Source organism: Rhizorhabdus antheiae (assembly GCF_049889055.1).
GTDB lineage: Bacteria > Pseudomonadota > Alphaproteobacteria > Sphingomonadales > Sphingomonadaceae > Rhizorhabdus.
The window spans coordinates 154,246-179,186 of sequence record NZ_JBLTWO010000006.1 but is presented as its reverse complement, the minus strand read 5'-3'; the positions used below and the strand labels follow the sequence as shown (position 1 = coordinate 179,186).

General features: G+C 66.3%; 24 protein-coding genes. 15 read left to right on the top strand and 9 right to left on the bottom strand.

Annotation, left to right across the window (positions count from 1 at the left end; genetic code table 11):
- The first annotated feature begins 49 nt into the window (after positions 1-49).
- The 4 genes from ACNI3R_RS13190 to galE all read left to right on the top strand — a co-directional run bounded on the left by ACNI3R_RS13190 (position 50) and on the right by galE (position 4,791).
- Entirely contained in the window at positions 50-901 is an 852-nt protein-coding gene (locus ACNI3R_RS13190) for an HpcH/HpaI aldolase/citrate lyase family protein (protein ID WP_426184010.1), read from the top strand.
- Positions 902-1,035: 134 nt separating this feature from the next.
- A complete protein-coding gene (locus ACNI3R_RS13185; RefSeq protein ID WP_426184008.1) occupies positions 1,036-3,090 on the top strand; it encodes a PAS domain S-box protein in 2,055 nt (684 codons plus the stop codon).
- Positions 3,087-3,713 (top strand): response regulator transcription factor, encoded by a 627-nt coding sequence (locus tag ACNI3R_RS13180; protein WP_426184006.1) that lies wholly within the window; start codon positions 3,087-3,089, stop codon positions 3,711-3,713. The genes ACNI3R_RS13185 and ACNI3R_RS13180 overlap by 4 nt, the downstream gene beginning before the upstream one ends.
- Before the next feature lie 67 nt (positions 3,714-3,780).
- Complete coding sequence (galE, locus tag ACNI3R_RS13175; protein ID WP_426184004.1) at positions 3,781-4,791, top strand: UDP-glucose 4-epimerase GalE; 1,011 nt, start codon at positions 3,781-3,783, stop codon at positions 4,789-4,791.
- Here the strand turns inward: galE and ACNI3R_RS13170 are convergent, their stop codons facing one another.
- The gene (locus tag ACNI3R_RS13170; RefSeq protein WP_426184002.1) at positions 4,792-6,783 is read right to left on the bottom strand and encodes an O-linked N-acetylglucosamine transferase, SPINDLY family protein; all 1,992 of its coding nucleotides are present in this window, start codon (positions 6,781-6,783) and stop codon (positions 4,792-4,794) included.
- Between the two features lie 233 nt (positions 6,784-7,016).
- Entirely contained in the window at positions 7,017-7,673 is a 657-nt protein-coding gene (locus ACNI3R_RS13165; protein WP_426184000.1) for a glutathione S-transferase, read from the bottom strand.
- A gap of 135 nt (positions 7,674-7,808) precedes the next feature.
- On the opposite strand from ACNI3R_RS13165, the gene ACNI3R_RS13160 reads away from it, so the two are divergent.
- Both ACNI3R_RS13160 and ACNI3R_RS13155 read left to right on the top strand, forming a co-directional pair.
- The gene (locus ACNI3R_RS13160) at positions 7,809-9,026 is read left to right on the top strand and encodes a polyhydroxyalkanoate depolymerase (protein ID WP_426183998.1); all 1,218 of its coding nucleotides are present in this window, start codon (positions 7,809-7,811) and stop codon (positions 9,024-9,026) included.
- A gap of 300 nt (positions 9,027-9,326) precedes the next feature.
- Positions 9,327-11,297, top strand: a complete 1,971-nt coding sequence (locus tag ACNI3R_RS13155) for an OPT family oligopeptide transporter (protein WP_426183996.1) — start codon at positions 9,327-9,329, stop codon at positions 11,295-11,297.
- 15 nt (positions 11,298-11,312) lie between these two features.
- Here the strand turns inward: ACNI3R_RS13155 and gluQRS are convergent, their stop codons facing one another.
- Positions 11,313-12,170 (bottom strand): tRNA glutamyl-Q(34) synthetase GluQRS, encoded by an 858-nt coding sequence (gene gluQRS / locus ACNI3R_RS13150; RefSeq protein WP_426183994.1) that lies wholly within the window; start codon positions 12,168-12,170, stop codon positions 11,313-11,315.
- 173 nt (positions 12,171-12,343) lie between these two features.
- Between gluQRS and ACNI3R_RS13145 the strand changes: the two genes are divergently transcribed.
- Both ACNI3R_RS13145 and ACNI3R_RS13140 read left to right on the top strand, forming a co-directional pair.
- Entirely contained in the window at positions 12,344-12,910 is a 567-nt protein-coding gene (locus ACNI3R_RS13145; protein ID WP_426183992.1) for an HNH endonuclease, read from the top strand.
- Between the two features lie 120 nt (positions 12,911-13,030).
- Positions 13,031-13,369, top strand: coding sequence for a PilZ domain-containing protein (locus tag ACNI3R_RS13140; RefSeq protein WP_426183990.1), 339 nt, complete (start codon positions 13,031-13,033; stop codon positions 13,367-13,369).
- Positions 13,370-13,387: 18 nt separating this feature from the next.
- Here ACNI3R_RS13140 and ACNI3R_RS13135 read toward each other — a convergent pair whose 3' ends face one another.
- Both ACNI3R_RS13135 and ACNI3R_RS13130 read right to left on the bottom strand, forming a co-directional pair.
- Positions 13,388-14,530 (bottom strand): M14 family metallopeptidase, encoded by a 1,143-nt coding sequence (locus tag ACNI3R_RS13135; RefSeq protein WP_426183988.1) that lies wholly within the window; start codon positions 14,528-14,530, stop codon positions 13,388-13,390.
- Complete coding sequence (locus tag ACNI3R_RS13130) at positions 14,527-15,141, bottom strand: DUF4136 domain-containing protein (RefSeq protein WP_426183986.1); 615 nt, start codon at positions 15,139-15,141, stop codon at positions 14,527-14,529. The genes ACNI3R_RS13135 and ACNI3R_RS13130 overlap by 4 nt, the downstream gene beginning before the upstream one ends.
- Positions 15,142-15,405: 264 nt before the next feature.
- Between ACNI3R_RS13130 and ykgO the strand changes: the two genes are divergently transcribed.
- The 3 genes from ykgO to ACNI3R_RS13115 all read left to right on the top strand — a co-directional run bounded on the left by ykgO (position 15,406) and on the right by ACNI3R_RS13115 (position 16,642).
- On the top strand, positions 15,406-15,531 hold the full coding sequence (gene ykgO, locus ACNI3R_RS13125) for a type B 50S ribosomal protein L36 (protein WP_003046794.1): 126 nt from the start codon (positions 15,406-15,408) through the stop codon (positions 15,529-15,531).
- 8 nt (positions 15,532-15,539) lie between these two features.
- Entirely contained in the window at positions 15,540-16,154 is a 615-nt protein-coding gene (locus ACNI3R_RS13120; protein WP_426184197.1) for an HAD family hydrolase, read from the top strand.
- A 194-nt stretch (positions 16,155-16,348) separates the two neighbouring features.
- The gene (locus ACNI3R_RS13115) at positions 16,349-16,642 is read left to right on the top strand and encodes a carboxymuconolactone decarboxylase family protein (protein WP_426183978.1); all 294 of its coding nucleotides are present in this window, start codon (positions 16,349-16,351) and stop codon (positions 16,640-16,642) included.
- A gap of 32 nt (positions 16,643-16,674) precedes the next feature.
- On the opposite strand, the gene ACNI3R_RS13110 is transcribed toward ACNI3R_RS13115, so the two are convergent.
- The 4 genes from ACNI3R_RS13110 to pyk form a co-directional block, all read right to left on the bottom strand.
- The gene (locus ACNI3R_RS13110; protein ID WP_426183977.1) at positions 16,675-18,267 is read right to left on the bottom strand and encodes a S10 family peptidase; all 1,593 of its coding nucleotides are present in this window, start codon (positions 18,265-18,267) and stop codon (positions 16,675-16,677) included.
- A gap of 56 nt (positions 18,268-18,323) precedes the next feature.
- Positions 18,324-18,470, bottom strand: coding sequence for a hypothetical protein (locus ACNI3R_RS13105; RefSeq protein WP_426183975.1), 147 nt, complete (start codon positions 18,468-18,470; stop codon positions 18,324-18,326).
- 162 nt (positions 18,471-18,632) lie between these two features.
- Complete coding sequence (locus ACNI3R_RS13100; protein WP_426183973.1) at positions 18,633-19,421, bottom strand: hypothetical protein; 789 nt, start codon at positions 19,419-19,421, stop codon at positions 18,633-18,635.
- A 34-nt stretch (positions 19,422-19,455) separates the two neighbouring features.
- The gene (pyk, locus tag ACNI3R_RS13095; RefSeq protein ID WP_426183971.1) at positions 19,456-20,913 is read right to left on the bottom strand and encodes a pyruvate kinase; all 1,458 of its coding nucleotides are present in this window, start codon (positions 20,911-20,913) and stop codon (positions 19,456-19,458) included.
- 212 nt (positions 20,914-21,125) lie between these two features.
- Here pyk and ACNI3R_RS13090 point away from each other — a divergent pair, with 212 nt between their 5' ends.
- The 4 genes from ACNI3R_RS13090 to ACNI3R_RS13075 all read left to right on the top strand — a co-directional run bounded on the left by ACNI3R_RS13090 (position 21,126) and on the right by ACNI3R_RS13075 (position 24,874).
- A complete protein-coding gene (locus tag ACNI3R_RS13090; protein WP_165323549.1) occupies positions 21,126-21,389 on the top strand; it encodes a DUF2312 domain-containing protein in 264 nt (87 codons plus the stop codon).
- 449 nt (positions 21,390-21,838) lie between these two features.
- Positions 21,839-22,696 carry a 3-methyl-2-oxobutanoate hydroxymethyltransferase gene (gene panB / locus ACNI3R_RS13085; protein WP_426183969.1) on the top strand — a complete coding sequence of 286 codons (858 nt, stop codon included), beginning with the start codon at positions 21,839-21,841 and terminating at the stop codon, positions 22,694-22,696.
- A 118-nt stretch (positions 22,697-22,814) separates the two neighbouring features.
- Complete coding sequence (locus tag ACNI3R_RS13080; RefSeq protein WP_426183967.1) at positions 22,815-23,534, top strand: tetratricopeptide repeat protein; 720 nt, start codon at positions 22,815-22,817, stop codon at positions 23,532-23,534.
- Positions 23,535-23,539: 5 nt separating this feature from the next.
- Positions 23,540-24,874 (top strand): PQQ-like beta-propeller repeat protein, encoded by a 1,335-nt coding sequence (locus tag ACNI3R_RS13075; RefSeq protein WP_426183965.1) that lies wholly within the window; start codon positions 23,540-23,542, stop codon positions 24,872-24,874.
- The last annotated feature ends 67 nt before the right edge of the window (positions 24,875-24,941 follow it).

Below are 24,941 nucleotides of genomic sequence, written 5' to 3'. Positions count from 1 at the left end.
GTTGATCGCGGGGCCGGATGCTTTCATGCGGAACCCGAAGGAGTTCCGCATGACCGTCAGACCTCGCCGCAGCGCCCTCTACATGCCCGCGTCCAACCAGCGCGCGATCGACAAGGCCCGCGACCTTCCTTGCGACGTCGTCATCCTCGACCTGGAGGATGCGGTGGCGCCCGAAGCGAAGGAGGAGGCGCGCGCCAATGCCGTTCGCGCGGTTCGGGATGGCGGTTTCGGCGAGCGTGAGCTGGTGATCAGGGTCAATGCGCTGGGCACGCCCTGGGCGCAGGACGATCTGGCCGCCGCCGCCGCTGCGCGGCCCGATGCGATTCTGGCGCCCAAGGTCGGCGATGCCGAGACGGTCCATCGCTATCTCGCCGCGCTGGTCGACGCGCCGCCGACGACGGGCTTCTGGGCGATGGTCGAGAGCTGCCGGGCGGTCTTCCGGCTCGATGCGATCGCAAACGCCATGACGGCGCGTCCTGGCGCCTTCGTCCTGGGCACCAATGATCTGGCCAAGGAGATGGGCGCGCGCCTGACGGTCGAGCGCACCCCTTTCCTGGGGATGATGGCAATGGCCGTCGCGGCTGCCAAGGGCCATGGGCTGGCCGCGCTCGACGGTGTCTACAACGCGTTCGACGACGAGGCCGGTCTCACCCGCCAGTGCGTCGAGGCGCGGGCTTATGGGTTCGATGGGAAGACCCTGATCCATCCGCGCCAGATCGACGCCGCCAACCGCGCCTTCAGCCCGGACGAAGCCGAGATCGCCTGGGCCCGCGCTGCGATCGCAGCGTTCGATCTGCCCGAAAATGCGGGCAAGGGCGCGGTCCGGGTCGGGGGCGAGATGGTCGAGCGGCTGCATCTCGACCAGGCCCGCGCGATCGTCGCGAGTGCTGCGAGAGGCTGACGGCCTGCTGTAAACTCGTGGCTTCCCCGTAGTTCCGCTTCCGCGCACGATTCGCAGAACGAAGGGAAAGACCCGAAGGGGGAAAGAAGACGCGGGCCTTACCCCTCCTGCCGCGCGCCGTATCGCGCATGGCTATGGATCGCCGGACCATCGGTCTTTTGGCGATTTTTGCGCTTGTCCTGTTCGGAACGCTGCTCCGCGCCGCCTACATCACGCCGCCGTTCCACATTGCCGACGTGATTCAGATCGTCCTGCTGTCGCTGCTCGCCTTCTCCGCGCTGGTCGGCGCGGTGTGGACGGCCCACGCTCGTGCGGTCGTCTCGGCCGAGATCGAGCAGCGCGAGCTGTCCGAAGCGCTCGAACTTACCGCAGTGATGGTGGTCGATGATTGCGGGGTGATCCGTCACTGGTCGCGCGGCTGTGAGGAGCTGTACGGCTGGCTGGCGATTCATGCCGTCGGTGCGCGGCGTGTCGATCTGCTCTGCAGCCGGTCGCGGCAGAGCCTCAAGGGCCTCTGGTCCAGCCTGCTGCGCGAAGGCCGGATGACCAATGAGATGGTCGAATATCACCGCGACGGTCGGCAACTGATCGTTCACGACAATATCAAGCTGCTCGACCGGGGTGATGGCCGCCACGAGGCGGTGATTGCCGTGACCGACGTCACCGAATGGCGCAAGGCGCAGGATGCGCTGCGGCTCAGCGAGGCGCGCCTGGCGACCGCCGTGTCGGTCCAGGGCATCTTCATCTACGAGATCGACCTGCCCTCGCGTCGCCCGATCTGGACCACGCCGGGGGAGATGTTTTTCGGCCAGCCGCTCGAAGGTCCGCTGTCGCCTCGGCCTGTCGACGAGCCTGGGCCTGAACATTATGTCCATATGCGCAAGGCGTTGGAGGCGATCGAGGCGAGTGGGCACGACCGCGTCCATTTCGATTTCGAGTTCGACCATCCCCGGCGCGGCAAGCGCCTTGCCGAGGGCTGGGCACGGATCATCCGTGATCTCGACGGTCGTCCGTTGCGTCTGCTCGGCACCCATCTCGACGTTACCGAACGGCGCGCGCGCGAACGGGCGTTGCGTTCGGGCGAGGCCGAGCGCGAGGCAGTCCTGGCGACCGTTCCCGACGCTATGTTCGTCTGCAATCAGCGCGGCGTGGTGCGCGTGTGCAGCGCGTCCGCCTGCAGGCTGCTCGGCTATTCGGAGGAAGAACTGATCGGACGGCGGCTGGTCGACCTGATCGAGGATGATCGCGGCCGGTCGGCGATCCGGCGCGATCTGCGGGCTGCGCTGCACCGCGGGCTGGAGGCCGATTGGCCGTTGCCGATCAGTCTGCGGCGCGCGGACGGGGAAATCCTGCCCATGTCCTTCGTCATCGGCCAGACCCGCATCGACGGGGCGCGGCTGTTCGTGGTGTTCGGGCGCGACATGCGCCCGGCCATCGCGACCGAGGAGCGCTTCCGGCGAATGAACAACGACCTCGCCCAGGTGTCGCGCCTCGGCATGATGGGCGAGATGGCGGCGGTACTGGCCCATGAGCTCAGTCAGCCGCTGTCGGCGGTCGTCAATTTCCTCGGCGCGGTCGACCTGATGCTCGGGTCCGCCGGGGAAAAAGACCCCGAGAGACTCCGCCATGCGGTCGTGCGGGCGAGCGAACAGGCTGCGCGCGCCGGAGAGATCATAAGGCGGCTGCGGGCCTTCATCCTGCGCGGCGAGGCGGACATGCGGGCCGAACTCCTCCCCGCGCTCGCGCGTGAAGCGGCTGCGCTGGCCTTGTTCAACAGCGGTGCCTTCGGCATCCGCCTGCATTACGAGTTCGAACGGGAAGACCGGCATGTTCTGTGTGACCGCGTGCAGATTCAGCAGGTTCTGGTGAACCTGATCCGCAACGCGGCGGATGCCATGGCCGCCAAGGGCAATGGCCCGCATGACCTCACCATCGCCACCACATTAGCGAGAGACGATTTGATCGAAGTTCAAGTGCGGGATTCCGGCCCGGGTGTCGCACCCGAAATGCTCGAACGGCTGTTCCGGCCGTTCGCGACGACAAAGCGCGAAGGCCTCGGCTTCGGCCTCGCCATATCGCGTCGCATCATCGAGGCGCATGGCGGCCAGCTGTCGGCGGCCTCGGTCCCCGGCGGAGGTGCGGTGTTCCGCTTCACCCTGCAGCCGATGAACGCGGAGGCGGCACGATGACCGAACGCCACGTCTATGTCGTAGACGACGACGACGGCCTGCGCGCCTCTGTCGAGATGCTGCTCGAGGCGGCAGGCGGCTTCGTCACCTCGGGCTTTCCCTCGGGCGAGACCTTCCTCCAGGATCTGGCGCGGCTGGAAGCGGGCTGCGTGCTGCTCGACCTCAACATGCCGGGGCTCAACGGGCTGGAGGTGTTGCGCCTGCTGCGCCAGCGCGACCGACGGTTCGAGACGATCCTGCTTACCGGCCAGGGGGACATCGGCATCGCCGTCGAGGCGATGAAGGCTGGGGCGATCGACTTCATCGAGAAGCCCTATGACAATCGGATGCTGCTCGGGGCTCTCGCCGCCGGCTTCGCCCGGATCGAGGATCGCGAGCGCGAGGAAAGCGCGATCCAGTCCGCGCGCGAGGGGATAGAGCGGCTCACCCCGCGCGAGCGCGACGTGCTGCTCGGCCTGATCGACGGCAAGGCGAACAAGATCATCGCCTTCGAACTCGACATCAGCCCACGCACGGTCGAGATTTACCGCGCCAATCTGATGGACAAGCTGGGCGTGCGCAGCGTCGCTGAAGCGGTGCGGATTGCCTTTGCGGCCGGGCTGGTGTCGGTCCTGCCCAAATAGCGGCCTGCGCAGGGAACGACCCGGAAGGTCATTTGACCGGTCAAGCGACGCGGGATAGGTCAAGGCCATGACCAGTGCAGCGCCCCGGCCCTTCTCCGTCCTCGTAACCGGCGGCGCCGGCTATATCGGCAGCCACGCGGTCCTGGCGCTGCTCGACGCCGGTTGGGAGGTGTCGGTGCTCGACAATCTCGTCACCGGCTTCCGCTGGGCGGTTGACCCGCGCGCGCGCTTCCATGAGGGCGACATCGCCGACGAGGCGCTGGTCGCCCGCATCCTGGCGGAGGATGGCATCGGCGCGATCCTCCACTTCGCAGGGTCGGTGGTGGTCCCGGAATCGGTCGCCGATCCGCTCAAATATTATCGCAACAACACCGCCAACAGCCGCACCCTGATCGAAAGCGCGGTGCGGGGCGGGGTGCGCCATTTCCTCTTCTCGTCGACCGCCGCGACCTATGGCACCCCCGACAGCATCCCGGTGCGCGAGGATATGCCGACGGTCCCGATCAACCCCTATGGCATGTCGAAGCTGATGACCGAGGCGATGCTCAAGGACGTGGCCGCCGCGCATCCGATCAACTATGGCGCGCTGCGCTATTTCAACGTCGCCGGCGCCGATCCGCAGGGCCGCACGGGCCAGTCGACGGCGGGCGCCACCCATCTGATCAAGGTGGCGGTCGAAGCGGCGCTCGGCCGGCGGGCCGAGGTGGCGATCTTCGGGACCGACTATGCGACCCCCGACGGCACCGGTGTGCGCGACTATATCCATGTCAGCGATCTCGCCGACGCCCATCTGCACGTGCTCGACACGCTGATCGCCGATCCGGCGCAAAGCCATGTTCTCAATTGCGGCTATGGTCGGGGCTTTTCGGTGCTCGAAGTGCTCGACTCGGTCGATCGCATCGCCGGCAGCAGCATCGTCCGCCGCATGGAGCCGCGCCGCGCGGGCGACCCCGCCGCGCTGATCGCCGACAACAGCCGCATCCTCGCGACGACCCCCTGGCGCCCCCGCCTCGCCGAGCTCGACACGATCGTCGCCCATGCCCTCGCCTGGGAAAGGACACTGGCCGCGCGCGGCTGATCAGGGGGCGATATCGATATGGTCCGGCGCGGAGCCTGACCGGTGGCGGGCGATGGCAGCCTCAAAGGCCTTTTCGATGCCGCGCGCGAAAGATGCGCTGTCGAACAGTGGCCCTTGGTCACGCGCCTGCACGAGCCTTGCCTTTAGCGCTGCAAGGCGTTCGGGCTCGCGGCTGAGTGCGATGGCGAGGTCGCGGTAGGAGCTCTCGTCATCAGTAACCAGCTCGTCCAGTCCCGTCGCTCTCAGCAGACTGGCGCCCACCCGGGCCGCAAAGGCCTTTCCGCGCTTGGTAATCACAGGCGTCCCGGTCCAGAGCGCATCCGCTGCGGTGGTGTGGGCATTATAGGCGAAGGTGTCGAGGAAGAGGTCGGCGAGGGCATGTCGGGCCAGATGGATTTCGAGCGGTTGCCGGCCTGCGAAGACCAGTCTTTCGGGATCGACGCCAAGCCGTTGCGCTTCCCGCCTCAGATTGCGGGTGGCCATATCATTGTCCGACAGCAGCCAGAGGACCGAGCCTTGGACCTCGCGCAGGATACCCATCCAGCTGGCGAAGGCGTCCCCGCAGATCTTGAAGCTGTTGTTGAAGCAACAGAAGACCGCCCCTCGATCGGGCAGGCCCTGTGACGCCCTGCTCGGCGTCGCTCCGCCGATCGGACGGCTGCGGTCGTTGGGCTGGTAGCTGTGCGGCAGCCGGATGACCTTCTCGCTATAATGGCGCTCGCTGCCGTGCGGGATCACCATGGCGTCGGCGACGATATAGTCGATGAAATCGCAGCCCATCGAGCCCGGATAGCCGAGATAGGCCATCTGCACCGGCGCTGCCCCATGCGCCATGATTCCCGGCCGCGCCTCCTGCGTATAGCCCTTCAGATCGACGGCGACATCAATCCCGAGCCGACGGGCAAAAGCAGCAGCTTCGGCATCGGTTGAAGCCGAAACATCGTGAAAATACTCGACAGCTGCCACCACTCGGCGTCGCATCGGGTCATCCCGCTGAGGGCCATAACAAAAGGCATGAACCTCGAAGCGGTGGCGATCATGTGCTTCGAGCATGCCGGCCATGAGCAGCATCGTCGCATGGTTGTGAAAGTCCGACGAGAAATAGCCGATGCGGATCCTGTCGCTGGGCGGAGAGGCGAAGGTGGCGGCGATCCTGGCCGGATAGCTGTGGCGGGCCCAGTTGCGAGATCGGGCGAGACCGCGTTCGGGATCGTCGTCCAACGCCAGCAGCGTGAAGGGCGTCACGGCACTCCCTTCGATGCCCAGCGTCGCTAGCCGGCCTTCATCGAGCTCGGACCAGTCGCAGCCATGCGCCCGCACGAAAGCGAGCCGCGCCGCTGTGCTTTGGTCGTCGGGAGCGAGCCGTAAAGCCGCTTCATAGCTGGCTCGCGCCTTGTCCAGCTGTTTCAGTTCATGGGCCACGTTGCCGCGATTGGCATGAATGGCCGGATTTTCCGGCGCCAAGGTGCTGGCCCGATCGAGACAGCCCAGCGCGTCTTCGAGTCGACCCGACAGGTGAAGGCAATTGCCCAGGTTGCACCAGGCGTCCGCATGTTCGGGCTGAAGTTCGATCGCGCGGGTAAAGCTGGCGCAGGCCTCATCCAGTCGCTGGAGTTCGCTCAACGCATTGCCCAGATTATAGTGAGCCGCTGCGAAATCCGGCTGCGCCGCAATTGCGCGACGAGAGGCCTCGACAGCGCCGGCATGGTCGCCCCGTTCACGGAGGATGACCGCCCGGTTGCAGTGCGCTTCGGCAAAGTCCGGCGCGGAACGGATTGCCGCGTCGAAGTCCGCCAGCGCCTCGATACTGCGCCCCAGTGCATGATGCGCGAGGCCGCGGTTCGACAGCGCATCCCGAAAGTCCGGCTGGATCAGCAAGGCCCTGTCATAATGGGTGATCGCTCCCGCATGATCGCCAACCCCCGCAGCGATAGCTCCGGCCAGATTATGGAGCGCCGGCTGATCGGTCACGACTGCCAACAAAGATGGCATGATGTGTCCGGCTGCATCGAAGCGACCGGCAGAAAAATGGGCGATGACATCCCGCAGCATGGAAGGGACATCGACAGGCGCGTTCATTCGGTGGGGCTCCCGCAAGTGACGGGCCCGACCAAAGCAGGCTGGGGTTAAGTAAAGTTAACCATAAGTGGCGCAGGCGTAGAGACTGCGCCAGAATGGATCAATCCGACGATAGGCTGCGTCGCAAATACAGAAGTGGCCCTCCGTCAGAACTCCGCGTCGAGTTCCTCGACCTCTTCGGGCTCCTCCAGCGCGGCCTTGGTCCATTGCTGCATCAGGGGCCAGGCGATGATCGTGTCGCGATAGGCGGCGCAGGCGGGAGCGAGCGGGACGGCATAGGTGACGAAGCGGGTCGCAACGGGGGCGAACATCGCGTCGGCGACGGTGGGCGCCGCGCCGAACAGCCAGGGGCCGCCATAGCGCTCCAGGCAATCCTGCCAGATCGTCTCTATCCGCTCGATATCGGGCCTGGCGCCGGCGAAGAGGCGGAAGCTTTCGTGGCGGCTGCGCAGGTTCATCGGCAGCGCCGAGCGGAGATTGTGGAAGCCCGAATGGATCTCGCCCGAGATCGACCGGCAATGCGCGCGCCTCAGCGTGTCGGCGGGATAGAGGCCCGCCTCGGGAAAGCGCTCATGCAGATATTCGGCGATGGCGAGCGTGTCCCAGACGCTGGCACCCTCATGCGTCAGGCGCGGCACCAGCACCGACGGCGACAGCAGCAGCAGCTCGGCCCGTTGGCCGGGCGCATCGATCGGCACCATTTCCTCGCGCAGGTCGAGCCCGGCCATGCGGCACAACAGCCAGCCGCGCAGCGACCAGGACGAATAGTTGCGGCTGGACAGCGTCAGGACGGCTTGCGGCATCGGCACCCCCTATCTGGCGACGAGCATGCCACCAAAGAACAGCAAGCGTCAAAATTATATGGCGCAGTGCAACATTAAAATATTGGCAGCCGGCCAAAGTGCTGGCTTATTGTTTCGACAAGGGGGCGGCCGGCGATGTTGTACCAGTTCTTCCAGACCATGACCGACCTCGCCACCCCGATGCGGCTGATGGCGGAGGCCGGTCTGCGCACCCGTCCCATGTGGGGGGCGCTCGCGCATGCGCCGCTCGCCAACAGTGCCTATGCCGCGCTCGACATGATCGCCAACACCCGCCTGACCGCCGATCGCCCCGCTTATCGCATCGCCAGCGCGCTGTGCGGCAATGGCGAGGTGCCGGTGCGCGAGGAACTCATCGCGGCGACGCCCTTCGGCGATTTGCTGCGCTTCGCCAAGCCCGCGCAGGCTGTCGAGCAGCCCAAGGTGTTGCTGGTCGCGCCCATTTCGGGCCATTTCGCGACGCTGCTGCGCAATACGGTCGAGGTGCTTCTGCGCGACCATGACGTCTATATCACCGACTGGAAGAATGCGCGCGACGTACCGATGTCTGCGGGCGACTTCGGCTTCGACGACTATGTCGACCATATCGTCCATTTTCTCGAGGAAATCGGTCCGCCCGTGCACATGGTGGCGGTCTGCCAGCCCTGCGTTCCGGCGCTGGCGGCGGTGGCGCTGATGTCCGAGGACGCCAATCCCGCATGTCCGCGCAGCCTGACCCTGATGGGCGGGCCGGTCGATGTCCGCATCAATCCGACCGCCGTCAACGACCTCGCCACCGGCAACAGTTTCGAGTGGTTCGAGGAGAATCTGATTCACAATGTGCCGCTGCGCTATGAAGGGCGGGGGCGGCGGGTCTATCCCGGCTTTCTGCAGCTCAGCGCCTTCATGGCGATGAACTCGGGCCGCCATTTCGAGCAGCATCGCACGCTCTACCAGCATCTTGCCGACGGCGAGGAGGAGCAGGCGCGGGCGATCCGCGACTTTTACGACGAATATTTCGCGGTGCTCGACCTCACCGCCGAATTCTATCTGGAGACGATCGATCGGGTGTTCCAGCGGGCCCTGCTCGCCAAGGGCGAACTCGAGCATCGCGGCCGGCGGATCGACTGCGGACGCATCCGCCGTACGGCACTGCTGACGGTCGAGGGGGAACGCGACGATATCTGCGCGGTCGGGCAGACCGCCGCCGCCCATGATCTCTGCTCGGGCCTGCGCCCACATATGAAACGCCATTATCTGCAGGCCGGCGTCGGCCATTATGGCGTGTTCAGCGGGCGTCGCTGGGAAAGCCAGATCTATCCGCAGGTGCGCGCCCACATCCTCGCCGCGTCCTGAACGCCAAACCGCATCTGGCCCGGTTTCGGCTCGCTCAGACAAAAAAGAGGCCGGTCCCGAGGGGCCGGCCTTGAAAGTTTTAGGAGAGGATGCCTGAAAGGCCTGATCTTTGTGCGCCTGCGAACATGATTCGGCAAGCAAAAAATGTGCACCTGCGAAAAGAAAGCGCAAAGGTTTGAATCTGCCATTTTTTCGTGTTTCACTCTTGTCAGTTCACTGCACCTGCGTTGAACTCAGGACGCCATTGTCAGGATGGCTGTGGGGGCGCATTCAGGCGGTGGACGGCAGCGAGGTGTGCGAATGACGGCGAAATCCGGCCAGATGGTGCGGGAGCTCACGCTGCGCGGCGTGCTGCTCGGTATCGCGATCACCTTCATCTTCACGGCGGCCAATGTCTATCTCGGGCTCAGGGTCGGCCTGACCTTCGCGACCTCCATCCCCGCCGCCGTCATCTCGATGGCGCTGCTGCGGATGGTGCGGGGCAGCACGATCTTCGAAAACAACATCGTCCAGACGGTGGCATCGGCGGCGGGCTGCATCGCCTCGATCATCTTCGTTCTGCCCGGACTCGTGATGATCGGCTGGTGGCAGGGCTTTCCTTTTTGGCAGACCTTCCTGCTCTGCGCGTCGGGCGGCATGATGGGGGTGGTCTTGTCGGTGCCGTTGAGGCGTGCGCTCGTGACCGGATCCGACCTGCCCTATCCCGAGGGTGTCGCGGCGGCCGAGGTGCTCAAGGTCGGCACCCAGACCGTCGAGGGTGCGGCCGAGGCACGGGCCGGGCTGCGGACGATCGGGCTGGGCTCGCTCGCCTCGGTCGGCTTTGCTTTGCTGGGCGCGACCAGGCTGGTTGCGGCCGAAGCGTCGACCTGGTTCCGCATCGGCGGCACGTCTGCGGCCACCGGCATCTCCGCTTCCCTGTCCTTCGCGCTGCTGGGCGCCGGCCATCTTGTCGGCCTGTCGGTCGGGCTTGCCATGGGGCTCGGGTTGCTGATCGCTTTCGGCGTCGCCACCCCGATCTTGTCGGCAATCGCCGCCGCGCCGGGCCCTGCCGAAGACGCCGCGCTGGCGGTGTTCGGCGGACAGGTGCGCTTTTTCGGCGCCGGGGTGATCGCTGCCGCTTCGATCTGGACGCTCGGCAAGCTCGCCCGCCCGCTGTGGCAGGGCATGGCCGACGCGGTTGCCGCCTCGCGCCGCCGCAAGGCCGAAGGTGCGCTGCTGCCGATCGAAGAGCGCGACATGCCGGTCGGCTGGCTCGCCATCATCGTTGCGCTGGTGGCGCTGCCGATCCTCGCGCTGCTGTGGCATTTTCTGCGCAGTGGTCCGCTCGCCGGCATGGCGCTGCCTTTGTCCTTCGCTTTCTACATCTATGTCCTGCTGATGGGCGGCTTCGTCGCGGCCGTGTGCGGCTATATGGCCGGGCTGATCGGCTCGTCGAACAGCCCGGTATCGGGGCTCGCCATTCTAGCGGTGCTGGGCTCGGCGCTGCTGCTGGCGGTGGCGGTGCGGCCGCTGGCGGGGGCTGATGCGGTTCCGCAGCTGGTCGCCTTCGCGCTGTTCGTGACCGCGCTCGTGCTCGCCTGCGCGGTGATCGCCAATGACAATCTTCAGGATCTCAAGACCGGCCAGCTGATTGGTGCCACGCCCTGGAAGCAGCAGGTTGCCCTCATGATCGGCACGCTCGCCGGCTCGGCGGTGATCCCGCCGATCCTCGACCTGCTCAACCGCGCCTATGGTTTCGCGCCGCTGCCGGGCACGGGGTTGCCAAGCCCCGCCTCACCGCTGCCCGCCCCGCAGGCAACGCTGATCGCGGGGCTCGCGCGGGGCATATTGGGCGAAGGGCTCGACTGGAACATGATCTTCCTCGGCGCGGGCGCAGGTCTCGTGCTGGTCGCGCTGGATGCGCTGCTCGGCCGGCGCGGGTTGCTGCGCCTGCCGCCGCTGGCGGTAGGCATCGGCATCTATCTGCCGATGTCGGCGACCTTGCCGGTGGTGATCGGTGCAGTGATCGGCCATCTTTACGACCGGCGCCATCGCGAGGGCGCCGCGCAGCGGCTGGGCGTGCTGCTCGCGTCGGGCTTCATCGTCGGCGAAAGCCTGTTCGGCGTGCTGCTGGCCGGTCTGATCGTCGCGACCGGTAGCGGCGAACCGCTGGCGCTGGTGGGCGGCGGGCATCCGGGCGTCGCCATGGCGGCGGGGACGCTGCTGGTCGTGCTGCTGCTGGCGCTGCTCTACCGGGCAACGGCCCGCACCGCCGCGCGCATCGGCGGCTGAGCCGGGCTTCTCCGATCAGGCCGTGTCGCGCGCCTCGCGCAGCTGCGCCAGGATTGCGGCCGGGTCGGCCCCCGCTTCGCGCATCGATGCCAGCGAGGGTGATCCCGCGCGCTTGGCGAGGCGATTGCCGTCTGCGTCGGTCAGCAGGCCATGATGATGATAATGCGGTGTCGGCAGCCCGAGCAGCGCCTGGAGCAGGCGGTGGACATGGGTCGCCTCGAACAGATCGCGGCCGCGCACCACGTCGCTGATGCCCTGCGCCGCATCGTCGACCGTGACGGCCAGATGATAGCTGGTCGGCGCGTCCTTGCGCGCGAGGACGACGTCGCCATGGATGTCGGGCCGGGCGGTCACGCTGCCGGCTTGCTCATCGTGCCACTGAAGCGGCCCCGCCAGCGCGGCGGCGCGCATGCAGTCGAGCCGCCAGGCATGGGCCTCGCCCGCGGCGATCCGGGCGGCGCGCTCGCCGGCCGACAGCGTGCGGCAGAGCCCCGGATAGAGCGGGCCATCGGGGCCGTGCGGCGCGCTGGCGCTGGCGGCGATCTCGGCGGCGATCCGCGCGCGGGTGCAGAAACAGGGATAGACGAGGTCCATCGCCTTCAGCCGGTCGAGCGCGGCGGCGTAGAGCGGCAGGCGTGCCGACTGGAACAGGGGTGGCCCGTCCCAGTCAAGGCCCAGCCAGCGCAGATCCCCGATGATGCCCGCGACATGCTCGGGCCGGCAGCGGCCCGGATCGATATCCTCGATCCTCAACAGGAAGCGCCCACCGGCGGCGCGGGCAAGGTCGTGGGCACGCATCGCCGAATAGGCATGACCCAGATGCAGACGCCCTGTCGGGCTCGGCGCGAATCGGGAAATCAGCGGCCCGTGCATTCGGACTCTTGACGAGGAGTCAACGGAAATGCTGTCATGCCCATGTCACGCTTTCCGGCGAAAGAGTGGCCACAGAGGACGCGGCCGGTTCGGCCATAGGCGTTCCGGTGTGCGAACGGAAGGTCGAGGGCGAAGCGACCGGTTCTCCACTTTGCGGGAGGCCTGGTTCGACCATGTACCACTCCGATCTTATGCGCCATCCGGACAGTTGCCCGGCGCTCGTCCTCAATGCCGACTATACCCCTCTCAGCTATTATCCGCTGTCGCTGTGGAACTGGCAGACGGCGATAAAGGCGGTTTTCCTCGAACGGGTCGACATCGTCTCCCAATATGACCGCGAGGTGCGCAGCCCGAATTTTGCGATGAAGCTGCCCTCGGTCATCGCGCTGCGCCAATATGTGCGCCAGTCGGAGCACCCGGCGTTCACCCGCTTCAACCTGTTCCTGCGCGACCGCTTCTCCTGCCAATATTGCGGCGCCACGACCGACCTGACCTTCGACCATGTCATCCCGCGCGCCCAGGGCGGGCGCACGACCTGGGAGAATGTCTCCACCGCCTGCGCGCCGTGCAATCTGCGCAAGGGCGGACGCACCCCGCGCCAGGCGGGCATGCGCCTGTTCGAGACGCCGCGCCGGCCGACCAGCTGGGAATTGCAGGAAAATGGGCGCAGTTTCCCGCCCCATTATCTGCACCAGAGCTGGCGCGACTGGCTCTACTGGGACATCGAGCTGGACGCCTGACTCCGCTGGCCAGATTGGCCGTTGCTCGTCCGGGGCGACCTCAGTAATACCCCTTAGGCGATCGCGATCGATGGCGACCAGCGGCGGGGGCCGTGGGGATCGGCGCGGCAGGGGAGATCTATGTTTTCTTCGGAAGTGGTGGTCCGTGAAGGTCGATGCCGCAGGACGGCGCCCCGGCATGCCGCCGCATTCGAAACCCAGATTCGCCTGAGGACGGCAAGCCGCGCGCCCTGCCGCATCATCGACATTTCCTCGGGTGGTGCCCGGCTGCGCCTCTATCAGGACCTCGAACCCGAAACCTCGATCGGCCTGGCGCTGCCCGGACGGGGATTGGTCGACGCGCACATCGTCTGGGCCGACGGCCGCGAGGCGGGTTGCCGCTTCGATCGCCCGCTCGACGAGGCGACGGTGGCACTTCTACAAGAGAGTGCGACCGAACGCGGGGCGGGGCGCGCCTGAACCGCGCGGCCGGCGCGGTCAGCCCCGCGCCGGCAGTTCGTCCAATATCTGGTGAAGCGCGTCGAGGCAGGCGTGACCCAGCCGCATCGACCGTTCGGGCGACCAGCCATGCTCGGGATCGGGCAGGTCGTCATTCTCCTTGAACGGCATTTCCAGCGTGGTCGACACGCAGCCGAAGCGCTGGGCGAGCTGGTTGGTCGACATCGCCAGATTGGCCTTGCCTTTGGGCGCGACGCCATAGCCGTGGCGCGTCTGGAAATCGGGCGTGCAGCGCGCCAGCGTGTCGCGAAACAGATGATAGAGCCGGCCCTGATCCTCGGTCCAGTTCGGTATGCCCTCGAAACCCGCGATGAAGGCGTGCGGGATCGCCTCGTCGCCATGGACGTCCATCGCGAAGTCGACCCCGGTCTGGTCCATGCGCTGGAGCACGCACAGCACTTCGGGGCTGCGCTCGGCGGTCGGCGCGGCCCATTCGCGATTGAGGTTCACGCCCGCCGCATTGGTGCGCAGATGGCCGCGCCGCGATCCGTCGGGGTTCATATTGGGGACGATGTGGAAGGTGGCGCGGCGGCGCAGGCTGCGCGCGACCGGGTCATGCGGATCGGTCAGCCGCTCGAGTGCGCCCTCCATCCACCATTCGGCCATGGTCTCGCCCGGATGCTGGCGCGCGTAGAGCCACACTGTCTTCGGTCCCTCGCCGAGGGTCAGCAGGTCGATGTCCTGTCCGTCGAGCGTCTCGCCGATCCGCTCGTGGCGGACGCCCGGCCGGCCGGCGATGCGCGCGACCAGGTCATGGTGGCGTTCCATCGAATAGGGCGCGAAATAAGCGAGCCAGACGGCGTCGGCCTCGGGCGTGATGCGGATCGTCAGCGCGCCGTCAATATAGTCGGTATCCACCCGGCGCCACGTCTCGCGGTCCGAAGAGGCGCAGGCGCGATAGTTGGTCCAGCCCTGGGGATAGGCCGCGCCACCGGCATTGCCGATGCGCAGGACCAGCGGAACCCCCTTCGCCCCGGTCAGGCGGAAGTGGAACCACTGGTAGAAGTCGGACAGGTGGTCCTTGTAGATGGCCAGGTCGAAGCGGTTTCCCTCGCGACCGAGGACCGAGATGTTGCCGCTGTCGAAGCGGCTCGAAATGGCGATGCCGTCAAATGCTGTCATTTTACCGTGATAGTCTCGCCCGAACGGCCGGGGAAGTCCCTGAACAGAGCCGAGGCGAGCCGAGAGACGGCGGCCTCGGGTGCCGATTCGGGCGCGCCGTCGCGCGAGATGGTCTCGGCGCGGCCTTCCCAGATGATCGTGCCTTCCGAGCGGCGCTTGATCTGCACCGACAGGCGGGTGGCGACGTCCATCCGCTCCTTCGACTTGCCGATCGGGAAGCTGACCGATCCGCCCAGGCCCACGCCGGTGCCGCCGCCCCAGCCGCCGCCGCTGCCGCCGCCCAGGCCGATCGACATCGACGATCCACTGCGCTGGCCGGTCGGGCGCCAGTTGCGCTCGACGTCGACCACCGCGACCTGTTCGGACCTGGCGATGTCGGGTGCGATGCTGAAATTCTGGCGCTGCAGCTCCGACGCGACGATGCGGGCATAGGTCTGGAACTCCAGATCCTTGGCCAGCGTCGGGTCGCGTGACGTCACCGCGATCTCGCCCGACGCGATCGGCTGGCCCAGATGGAAACGGGTCACGCGGACCTCGGGGGTCTGCGCCGCACAGCCGGCCAGCGCCGCCGCGCAACCGAGCAGGATCGCCTTGGACACAATCGACTTCATACAGAACCTCCCGGCCGATGCTCTCCGGCCATGCTCCGATCTCAACGCCGCAGCGTCGTTTTGGGTGCATCATGAAAACTGGACTGTCCATGAACGATTCGCCGCGACAGGGGATGGAATATGGTCCAGGACGATGGAAACGGGGCCGATTTGCACGATGAGCACGGGCGGCCGGGCAAAACAGACATTGACTCATCGGCGGCCAGACCATAGGGGGACGCCTCGTTTTTCAACATATCAGGTTAGAAAGCAGGCGCGTTCGCCATGAAGATCCGCAATTCGCTCAAGTCCCTCAAGGACCGTCATCGGGATAACCGCGTGATCCGTCGCCGTGGCCGCACCTATGTGATCAACAAGACCAACCGCCGCTTCAAGGCGCGTCAGGGCTGATCACCCCGCTGGTCGAGGGTCGCACGCGCGCCGTCATCTTCGATGTCGGCAATGTGCTCTACGACTGGAACCTCCGGCAGTTCTTCGAAAAGCTCGTGCCCACGCACGAGCTCGAACTGTTTCTGCGCGATGTCGTCACGCTCGACTGGCACAACCAGCATGATGCCGGCCGGCCCTTCGCCGAGACGAGCGCCGAGCTGATCGCGCTGTGGCCGCGCTTCGCCGAGGCGATCGCGGCCTTCGGTCCCCGCTTCTCCGAGACCGTCACCGGCCTGTTGCCGGGCATGGGCGATATCGTCCGCGCGCTGCACGCGCGCGGCGTCCCGCTCTATGCCATCACCAATTTCAGCGACGAATTCTGGCCGCCCTTCCGCACCCGCGAGGCGGCGATCTTCAATCTGTTCGAGGATATCGTCGTGTCGGGCACCGAGCGGCTGGTGAAGCCCGATCCCGCCATCTACCGGCTCGCGCTCGACCGTTTCGGCCTCGCGCCGCACGAGGCGATCTTCATCGACGACCGCGACGACAATGTCCGCGCCGCCGAGGCACTGGGCATCGCCGGCCATCATTTTCAGGGCGCGATCCCGCTGCGTACCGAGCTGGAGCGTCGCGGCCTGCTCTGACCGCTGGACAGGTCTCCCAAAGTTTTTTCAGCCTTTGACCTCGATCAAATGCGAATCACGCGCGCCGCGCGAAACTCCTCTCATCGAACGAGGAGACAGCGACATGATCGGCTTCATCGGTGACCATTATCTCTATCTGCCGGTGGCGGCGGCCGCGCTCTTCATGCTGGTGGTGAGCGTCGTCAGCATCGAGGATGCTTTCCGCAAGCATTGACCCCTTTCGGCCTGGCCGGAAACGGCGGCGTCTACATCCCCTCCTCCTGGACGCCGCCGTAAGAATCGCCCGACCCCTCTCGGGCAAGCAGGCCTATGACGAGGCCTTCTGGGACGAGATACGCGCGGCCTTCAGCGCGGCCGAGATCGCCGACCTGATCGCCTCCTGCGCGAAATGGCTCGGCCTCGGGCGGATCAACGCGGTGCTGGGGCTCGCCGTCGCCTGCCCGATCCGGATCGCCCCGCCGCGCCATGCGGAGCGCGTGCCGGCCTGATTGCTATGGGCTGATCGGGGCTGGCGGGAGGATCAGCGTCCGCCCGCGCTCCGCTGGATGAAGGCGGCGACATCGTCGTGGATCGCCTGCAGCGACGGCGCGTGGAGATAGACCATGTGGCCCGACGGATAATAGCGATAGTCGATATTCGCCTGCAGCGCGGGCGGCACCGGCAGGTGGCTCAGTTCGTAGCGCCCCGCAAAATAGGGCGTCGACACGTCAAAATAGCCGCCGGTCACCAGGATCTTCATCGCCGGGTTGCGCTTCATCGCCACCGCCAGGTCGGGCAGGACGTTGGGCAGCGCGATCAGCGGCTTTCCGCTGCCCGGCGGCTGATGCTTATAGTCCCAGCTGCCATAGATATCGATGCCGGAGCGAAAGGGCCGCCCCGCGCCATAGCGCAGCGTGCCGCGCGCATAATCGTTGAACGCCGCGACATAGGCCGCGCCCACCGCCGCGCTCTGCGGGTCGTAGCCGGCGAGCTTCGACAGCGGGTCGATCGTATAGCCGGTGAAGCGTGTGTCGAGCGTGCCCGTGGTCAGCCCCTGGTCGAGCAGCAGCTCCTTCTGCATCGCGCCATATTCGATGCGGAGATTGCTGCGCAGCAGATAGGCGGTGGACAGGCCGGTATAGGCCGACAGCTTCGCCGCGATCGCCTGCCGCTGCGCCTCGGGCAGCGCATTGCCCTGCATCAGCGCCAGCGCATAATCGGTGGTGGCGAAGCGTTCGACCTCGGTAAGGAAGGCCTTAAGGTCGTCGGGGCGGTCGGCGACGCGGCGATGATACCAGGCGGTCGCGGCATAGGTCGGCAGCGACACGACATAGGGCAGGTCGACGCCGGGGTTGGTCTGCGGATCGTCGGGGACCAGGTCCCAGTTGAGGATGTCGGACAGCAGGATCACCCCGTTCAGGTCGACGTCGACATCCTGCAGAGCCTTGGTCATCCCCGCCGCCCGCATCGTGCCGTAGCTTTCCCCGAACAGATATTTGGGCGACGACCAGCGCCCGTGCCGGGTGAGGAATTGCGTGATGAAATCGGCAAAGGCGTGGATATCCTGGTCGACCCCGTAAAAGGCCTTGTCCTTGTCCTTCCCCCGCGTGCGGCTGAACCCGGTGCCGGGCGCGTCGATGAAGACGAGGTCCGACGCGTCGAGCAGCGAGAAGGCGTTGTCGACGGTGCGATAGGGCGCACTCGTCACCTGCCCCGCATCCCCGGTGACGACCCGGCGCGGGCCGAAGGCGCCCATGTGCAGCCACACCGTCGACGACCCCGGCCCGCCATTGAACAGGAAGGTGATCGGCCGCGATCCCGCCGGCCCGCCGGTGCGGACATAGGCGGTGTAGAACATCGACGCCTCGGGCGCGTCCTTGTCCCCCGCCTTCGCCTCGTCGGCGTCATGGTCCTTCGGGTGGACGATCAGCGTCCCCGCAATCGCCTGATAGGGAATGCGCGCACCCCCGACCGTGACGCTGCCACTGCTCCGCACTTCCTCAGGCGCCCATGCTTCGGGCGGGGCGGGGGTGGCCGAAGCCGGCGCCTTGTCCGCCTTCTCCTCAGGCGCGGCGCCGAGGGGTGTGCCGCCCAGCAGCAGGGCGGCTACGGCAAAGGCGGTGACGGGTTTCATGACGGCTCCCCCGAAGGATATGTTTGGAAGAGGTGTGGCGGAAGCCAAGGGAGCTTTCAATCGAGGTGGCTGCAAAAATTGTGGCGGTCGTCCCAAACGCCGCCTGCATCAAGGCACTGATCGATATTGATGAAGCCGTGCAGCCACCAGCCGAGATAAAAGGCCGCCAAGATCGCGACCGTGGTGATTATTCGCCGTCGCATCCTCAGTACCTTTCCTGCAAAGCTAAACGCCGAAGCGGATGACATACCATCCGACATTGACAGGTTTCGATCTCTTACCCCCAACCGTACTTTTCAGATACATCGAGCCGTCTGGAAAGGAGGAGAAGTGAACGGTCTTGCGGGACAAGAAAAACGCCGCGATCACTCGTTCGCGCGATAGCTTTCTGGATCGGGGCCGCAAGTCATATCAATATAGGCCGGATCACTGTCCCGACTAAAATCCCGGTCATCCGACCGCTTCATCCGCAGCCAAATCGTCGCTGTCCCATACTCACCGAGCACATCGCTGAACGAAAGCGTGGCAGAGTACCGTCCCCGGGCGGCTCGCCACTGTATGCCCTGTGATCCGCCTATACTGCCTGTATCGGCGTCGAAGTTCGCGGCGGCTCCGGCCATTTCCGCAGGCCAAGCAATGGTCCAAGTCGGCGGAGTATCGCCATGTCGATGCTTGGTTAGAATCAACTGAGTCGACCGCATCGCGTCGCGACGAAAGTCTACCGACGGATGATCTTTCTCACAGACATAGGAAATCGATCCGGTGGATAGGCGCATCTCATGTTCATGGAGTGCGCGTTTCTCGAGCACTTTGGCAGTTGTCATCAGTAATGCAATTGCTGCGAGGGTAGAGAGAGGTGCAGCGGCACTGACAATGAGCGCGCCTGCGCGTCGGGAGTAGCGGCCGCGAACCGCGCGATAGATAAGCCATGCCAACGCTGGAGGCTGCATCAGAGCAATGATCGAGACGCCTACCATCGCCCAACTCCCGCTTGGTTTGCGGAGTAGCGGTTGGTGAATCAAAGCCTCTAAGCTTCTGGGCCATATCAAAACGGCGAGGAGCAGCCATCCAATCGAGAGCGCGAGCATTCCCCAAAATGCGAGACGCCACGCAAAGTTGCGTTGAATGACTGCAGGGAAATCGCGTTCGCTCATCTACTTCCTGATCTCATCCTCGCAGATAGAACCCCTACCCCCCATAGCCCTTCAACTCATCCCCCGTCAGGCGGACGACATGGATCATGTTCGTCGAGCCCGGCGTGCCGAAGGGGACGCCGGCGACGACGACGATGCGGTCGCCGGCTTGGGCCAGCTTGTGGCGCAGGACCATGCGCTTGGTCTTGGCGACCATCTCCTCGAAGCTCGCGACGTCGCGGGTGCGGACGGCGTGGGCGCCCCAGAGGAGGCCGAGGCGGCGGGCGGTCGCCGCCTGCGGGGTCAGCACCATCAGCGGCACCATCGGCCGCTCGCGGGCGATGCGCCGCGCGGTCGAGCCCGACAAGGTGAAGCAGACGATCGCGCTGGCGGACACGGTGTTAGCGATGCTCGCGGCGGCCTCGGCCAAGGCGTCGGCGGTGGTGGCGTCGGGGAGCGTCTCGGTAAAGTGCAGGCGCGCGGCATAGCCGGGGTCGCTTTCGACCGACATGGCGATGGCGTTCATCATCGACACCGCCTCTTCCGGCCACTGGCCGCTCGCCGATTCGGCCGACAGCATCACCGCGTCGGCGCCGTCATAGATGGCGGTCGCGACGTCGGACACTTCGGCGCGGGTGGGCGAGGGCGACTGTATCATCGATTCGAGCATCTGCGTCGCCACCACGACCGGGCGGCCCATGCGGCGCGCGGTCTCGACGATGCGCTTCTGCATCGGCGGCACGCGCTCGGGCGGCAGCTCGACGCCCAGGTCGCCGCGCGCGACCATCACCGCGTCGGCCAGCTCCAATATCTCCTCGAGCCGCTCGACCGCCGCCGGCTTCTCGATCTTCGCGAGCAGCGCCGCCTTGCCGCCGATCAGGCGGCGGGCCTCGGCGACGTCCTCGGGCCGCTGGACGAAGGAGAGCGCGATCCAGTCAGCGCCATGTTCGCAGGCGAAGGTCAGGTCGCGGCGGTCCTTCTCGGTCAGCGCGGCCATCGGCACGATCACGTCGGGGACGTTGAGCCCCTTGGCGTTGGACAGCGCGCCGCCGACCTCGACCAGCGTGTCGATCCAGTCGGCATGGACGTTGCGCACGCGCAGGACCAGCTTGCCGTCGTCGAGCAGCAGGCGGGTGCCGGGTTTCAGCGCCTCGAAAATCTCGCGATGGGGCAGTTCGACGCGGGTCGCGTCGCCGGGCGTCGGATCGCGATCGAGCCGGAAGGGCTTGCCGGTCTCGAGCATCACGCGGCCCTCGGCGAATTTGCCGACGCGCAGCTTGGGGCCCTGCAGGTCGAACAGGATCGTGGTGGTGCGGCCGAACTCCTTCTCCATCGCGCGGATCGCCTGCACCAGCGGCACCTTGTCCTCATGCGTGCCGTGGCTCATGTTGATGCGGAAGGCGTCGGCGCCGGCCTTGAACAGGCGCGCGATCATTTCGGGCGAGGCACTCGCCGGGCCGAGCGTGGCCAGCACGCGAACCTTGCGCTGGCGGGGGGAAATCTGGCTCTCCACGTGTCTTTTCCTGATCTCAATCGGGGGAGGATGCGACAGGGGATAGACCGGCCTGTGGAGATGACAACCCCCTCCGTCATGTCAATGCTATCGATTGCGTAATCCGCCGGCCCATGCGACCGGTCGCGGCCCGTCCGCTTATTCTCCGTTGAGCGCGGGGGCGGCTGCCTCTACAGCGTCTCGCCTTCACCGCATGCAGGGATAGACGAATCATGGCCGAAGCCGACACGACCGAAGACAAGGGCAGCATCGCAGCGCAGGAGCTGCGTCTGTTCGTCGAGCGGGTCGAGCGCCTGGAAGAGGAAAAGAAGGGCATCGCCGACGACATCAAGGACGTCATGTCCGAGATGAAGAGCCGCGGCTACGACACCAAGATCGTCCGCAAGCTGCTCGCCATCCGCAAGAAGAAGAAGGGCGAGCATGAGGAAGAGGCGATGATCCTCGAAACCTACATGGCTGCGCTGGGGATGCTCTGAGGGATTGACCCTCAGACGCCGGGCGTCCAGAATCCGTAGATGCTGGCTTCCCGGAAGCGCCGGGTCTGGCGCCGGAGCCTGCCAGGGCTCTGCAAGGCCAAGGGCCGCCCGAGCTTATGCGAGGATAGCCAAGTGGGGCGGATGCCCCACGCCCGGCGCTTGAGGGCCAACCTCACACAACATGTACATGTTCCGACGCCGGGCCTAACGTCGGAGCCCGCAGGGCACCGCAAGCGCGACCGCGCGCCCGAGCTTATGCGAGGATAGCCAAGGCCACGGACGTGGCCGCCGGCGCTTGAGGCCCGGTCCTTCAAAACATGTACATATTCCGACGCCGGGCCTAACGTCGGAGCCCGCGAGGGCTCCGCAAGGCCAAAGGCCGCCCGAGCTTATGCGAGGAAGCCAAGTGGGGCGGATGCCCCACGCCCGGCAATTGAGGGCCAGATATAATGTCCACCTTCCAGATCGACACCGCCACCAGCCGCGCGAACCCGACGCCGGCGCCGATGAAGCGGCTGACCGTGCCCGCGATCCGCGCCGCCAAGGGCAAGCAGCCGCTGGTGATGCTGACCGCCTACACGATCCGCATGGCGCAGATCCTCGATCCGCATTGCGACATGCTGCTGGTCGGGGACAGCCTGGGGCAGGTGCTCTACGGCTTGCCGTCGAGCCTGCCGGTCAGCCTCGACATGATGATCGCGCATGGCGCGGCGGTCGTGCGCGGCAGCTATCACAGCCTGGTCGTCATCGACATGCCGTTCGGCTCCTATGAGGAAAGCCCCGAACAGGCGTTCCGATCGGCCGCGCGGGTGATGAAGGAAACGGGTGCGGCGGCGATCAAGCTGGAAGGCGGGGAGGCGATGGCCGAGACGATCGCCTTCCTCTGTGCGCGCGGCATCCCGGTCGTCGGCCATGTCGGGCTGACCCCGCAGGCGGTCAATGCACTCGGCGGCTATGGCGCGCGCGGGCGCAGCCAGCAGGAATATGCCAAGCTGATCGGCGATGCGAAGGCGGTGTCCGAGGCCGGCGCCTTCGCGCTGGTCGTCGAAGGCGTGGTCGAACCGCTGGCGATCGAGATGACCCGCGCGATCGACATACCGACGATCGGCATCGGCGGATCGGCCGAATGCGATGGCCAGGTCCTCGTGATCGACGACATGCTCGGCATGTTCGACCGGGTGCCGCGCTTCGTGAAGAAATATGCGCAGCTCGCGACGGAGATCGACGCCGCCGTCGCCGAATATGCCGAAGACGTGCGCGCGCGGCGCTTTCCGACGGCCGAGCAGACCTATCAGCCCAAGGCCTGACGGCTCCGGCGTCCGTTCATCGCCGATATCTATTGGCTATGGCACCCCTCTATTGGCTATGGCACGGGGCCCTGTCGCCCGCTAAGAGGGCCGGCACCGCCTGTTGTGGAGACTGTTCTTGGCCTCATTGCCGCCCACCGAGGACGCATTCGTCCGTGAAGTCGACGAAGAGCTTCGCCAGGAGCAGCTCCTCAAGGTCTGGAAACATTATGGCAAGCTGGCGCTGATCGCGGTCGCGCTGTTGCTCGCCGGGCTCGCGGCCTTCCTCTTCTGGCGCGCCGAGCAGCAGAAGGCGGCGGAAAAGCAGGGCGAGACGATGGGCGCGCTGATCGCCGACGTGCAGGCCGCGCGCAAGACCGACGCTGCCAAGAAGGCCGAGCAGCTGATCGCCGAGGGCGGACCCGGCTATCGCGTATCGGGCCTGATGACCAAGGCCGCGCTGGCTTTCGACCGGGGCGACGCCAAGGGCGCCGCCGCGATCTTCGCGGGCATCGCCGCCGATGAGGACGTCGCCCAGCCCTATCGCGACATCGCGCTGATCCGTCAGACGCTGCTCGAATATGACACGCTGCCGCCGCAGCAGATCATCGACCGCCTGAAGCCGCTGACGATCGAGGGCCAACCCTTTTTCGGCACGGCTGGCGAGATGACCGCCATTGCCATGCTCCAGCTCAACCGCACCGCGGAGGCCGGGCGTCTGCTCGCCGCCGTCGCGCGCGACAAGGAAGCACCCGACACGCTGCGCGTCCGCGCCGCACGCCTCGCCACCAGCCTGGGCGTGAACGTCGACGAGGCCGCCGCGACCGCGACGGCGACTGCCCCCGCTGACAAGGATTGATCCGAATGAACCGTAAGCTTTTCGCCGCAGCCGCGGGGTTGGCGATCATGACGACCCTTGGCGGTTGCGGCATCTTCGGCGGCGGCGAGCGCAAGAAGCCCAAGACCCCGGTCGTCGGCCAACGTATCGCCGTGCTGACCTCGGACACCGACATCGAGGCCGATCCGACGCTGGGCGTCGTGCCGGTCACCGTGCCGACCGAGCAGGTGAACCCCGAATGGCCGCAGCCGGGGGGCAATGCCGCCAAGGCGATCGGCCATGTGTCGCTGGGCCAGCAGCTTTCGGTCGCGTGGAGCCGGAAGATCGCCGGATCGACGAGCAAGGCGCGCCTCGCGGCCGGCCCGGTCGCAGGCGGCGGTCGCATCTATGTGATCGACGTCGACGCGCGCATCCATGCCTTCGACCAGAAGACCGGCGCGCCGGTCTGGGAAGCCGTGCTGGGCGACAAGAACGGCAACAAGGCGTCGCTCTTTGGTGGCGGCGTCAGCTATAATGCGGGCAAGGTCTATGCCACCAACGGCGTCGGCGACACTGCCGCGTTCGACGCCGGAACCGGCAGCCAGCTGTGGAAGGTCCATCTCGGCGGCCCACTGCGCGGCGCCCCGTCGATCGGCAATGAGTCGATCTACGTGATGAGCCAGGACAACCAGCTCTACGCGCTGAAGGAAGCCAATGGCGAGACGCTGTGGACCGCCAGCGGCAGTCTCGAAAACGCCGGGGTGTTCGGCGCGGGTGCCCCCGCCATCGGCCAGGGCACCGTGATCGCCGGCTTCTCTTCGGGCGAGCTGACCGCCTATCGCTACGAAAATGGCCGCGTCGTGTGGCAGGACTCGCTGTCGCGGACGAGCATCAACACCTCGGTGGCGAGCCTCGTCGACATCGATGCCTCGCCGGTGATCGACCAGGGTCGCGCCTATGCCATCGGCGAGGGTGGCCGCATGATCGCGATGGACATCCTGACCGGCCAGCGGCTGTGGGAGGTCAATGTCGGCGGCCTCGAAACCCCGGTCGTGGCAGGCGAATGGATCTTCGTGGTCACCGACGATGCGCGCCTGCTGTGCATCACGCGCACCGGCGGCCGCATCCGCTGGCAGACCCAGCTGCCGCGCTGGAAGAATGTGAAGAAGAAGAAGAACGCCGTCAGCTGGTCGGGCCCGATCCTGGCCGGTGGCCGCCTGATCCTCACCAACACGCTCGGCCAGCTGGTCGAGGTCGGCGTCGCCGATGGCGCTGTCGGCCGGACGACCAAGCTCGGCGACACCATTTATGCGTCGCCGATCGTTGCCGACAATATGCTGTTCGTGCTGACCGACGGCGGCAAGCTGGTCGCCTATCGCTGATCGCGGGCGCGGGGCTTCCGGCTCCGCGCCGCACAGCTGAAGACTCGGGCTAAACAAAAGGCTCGCG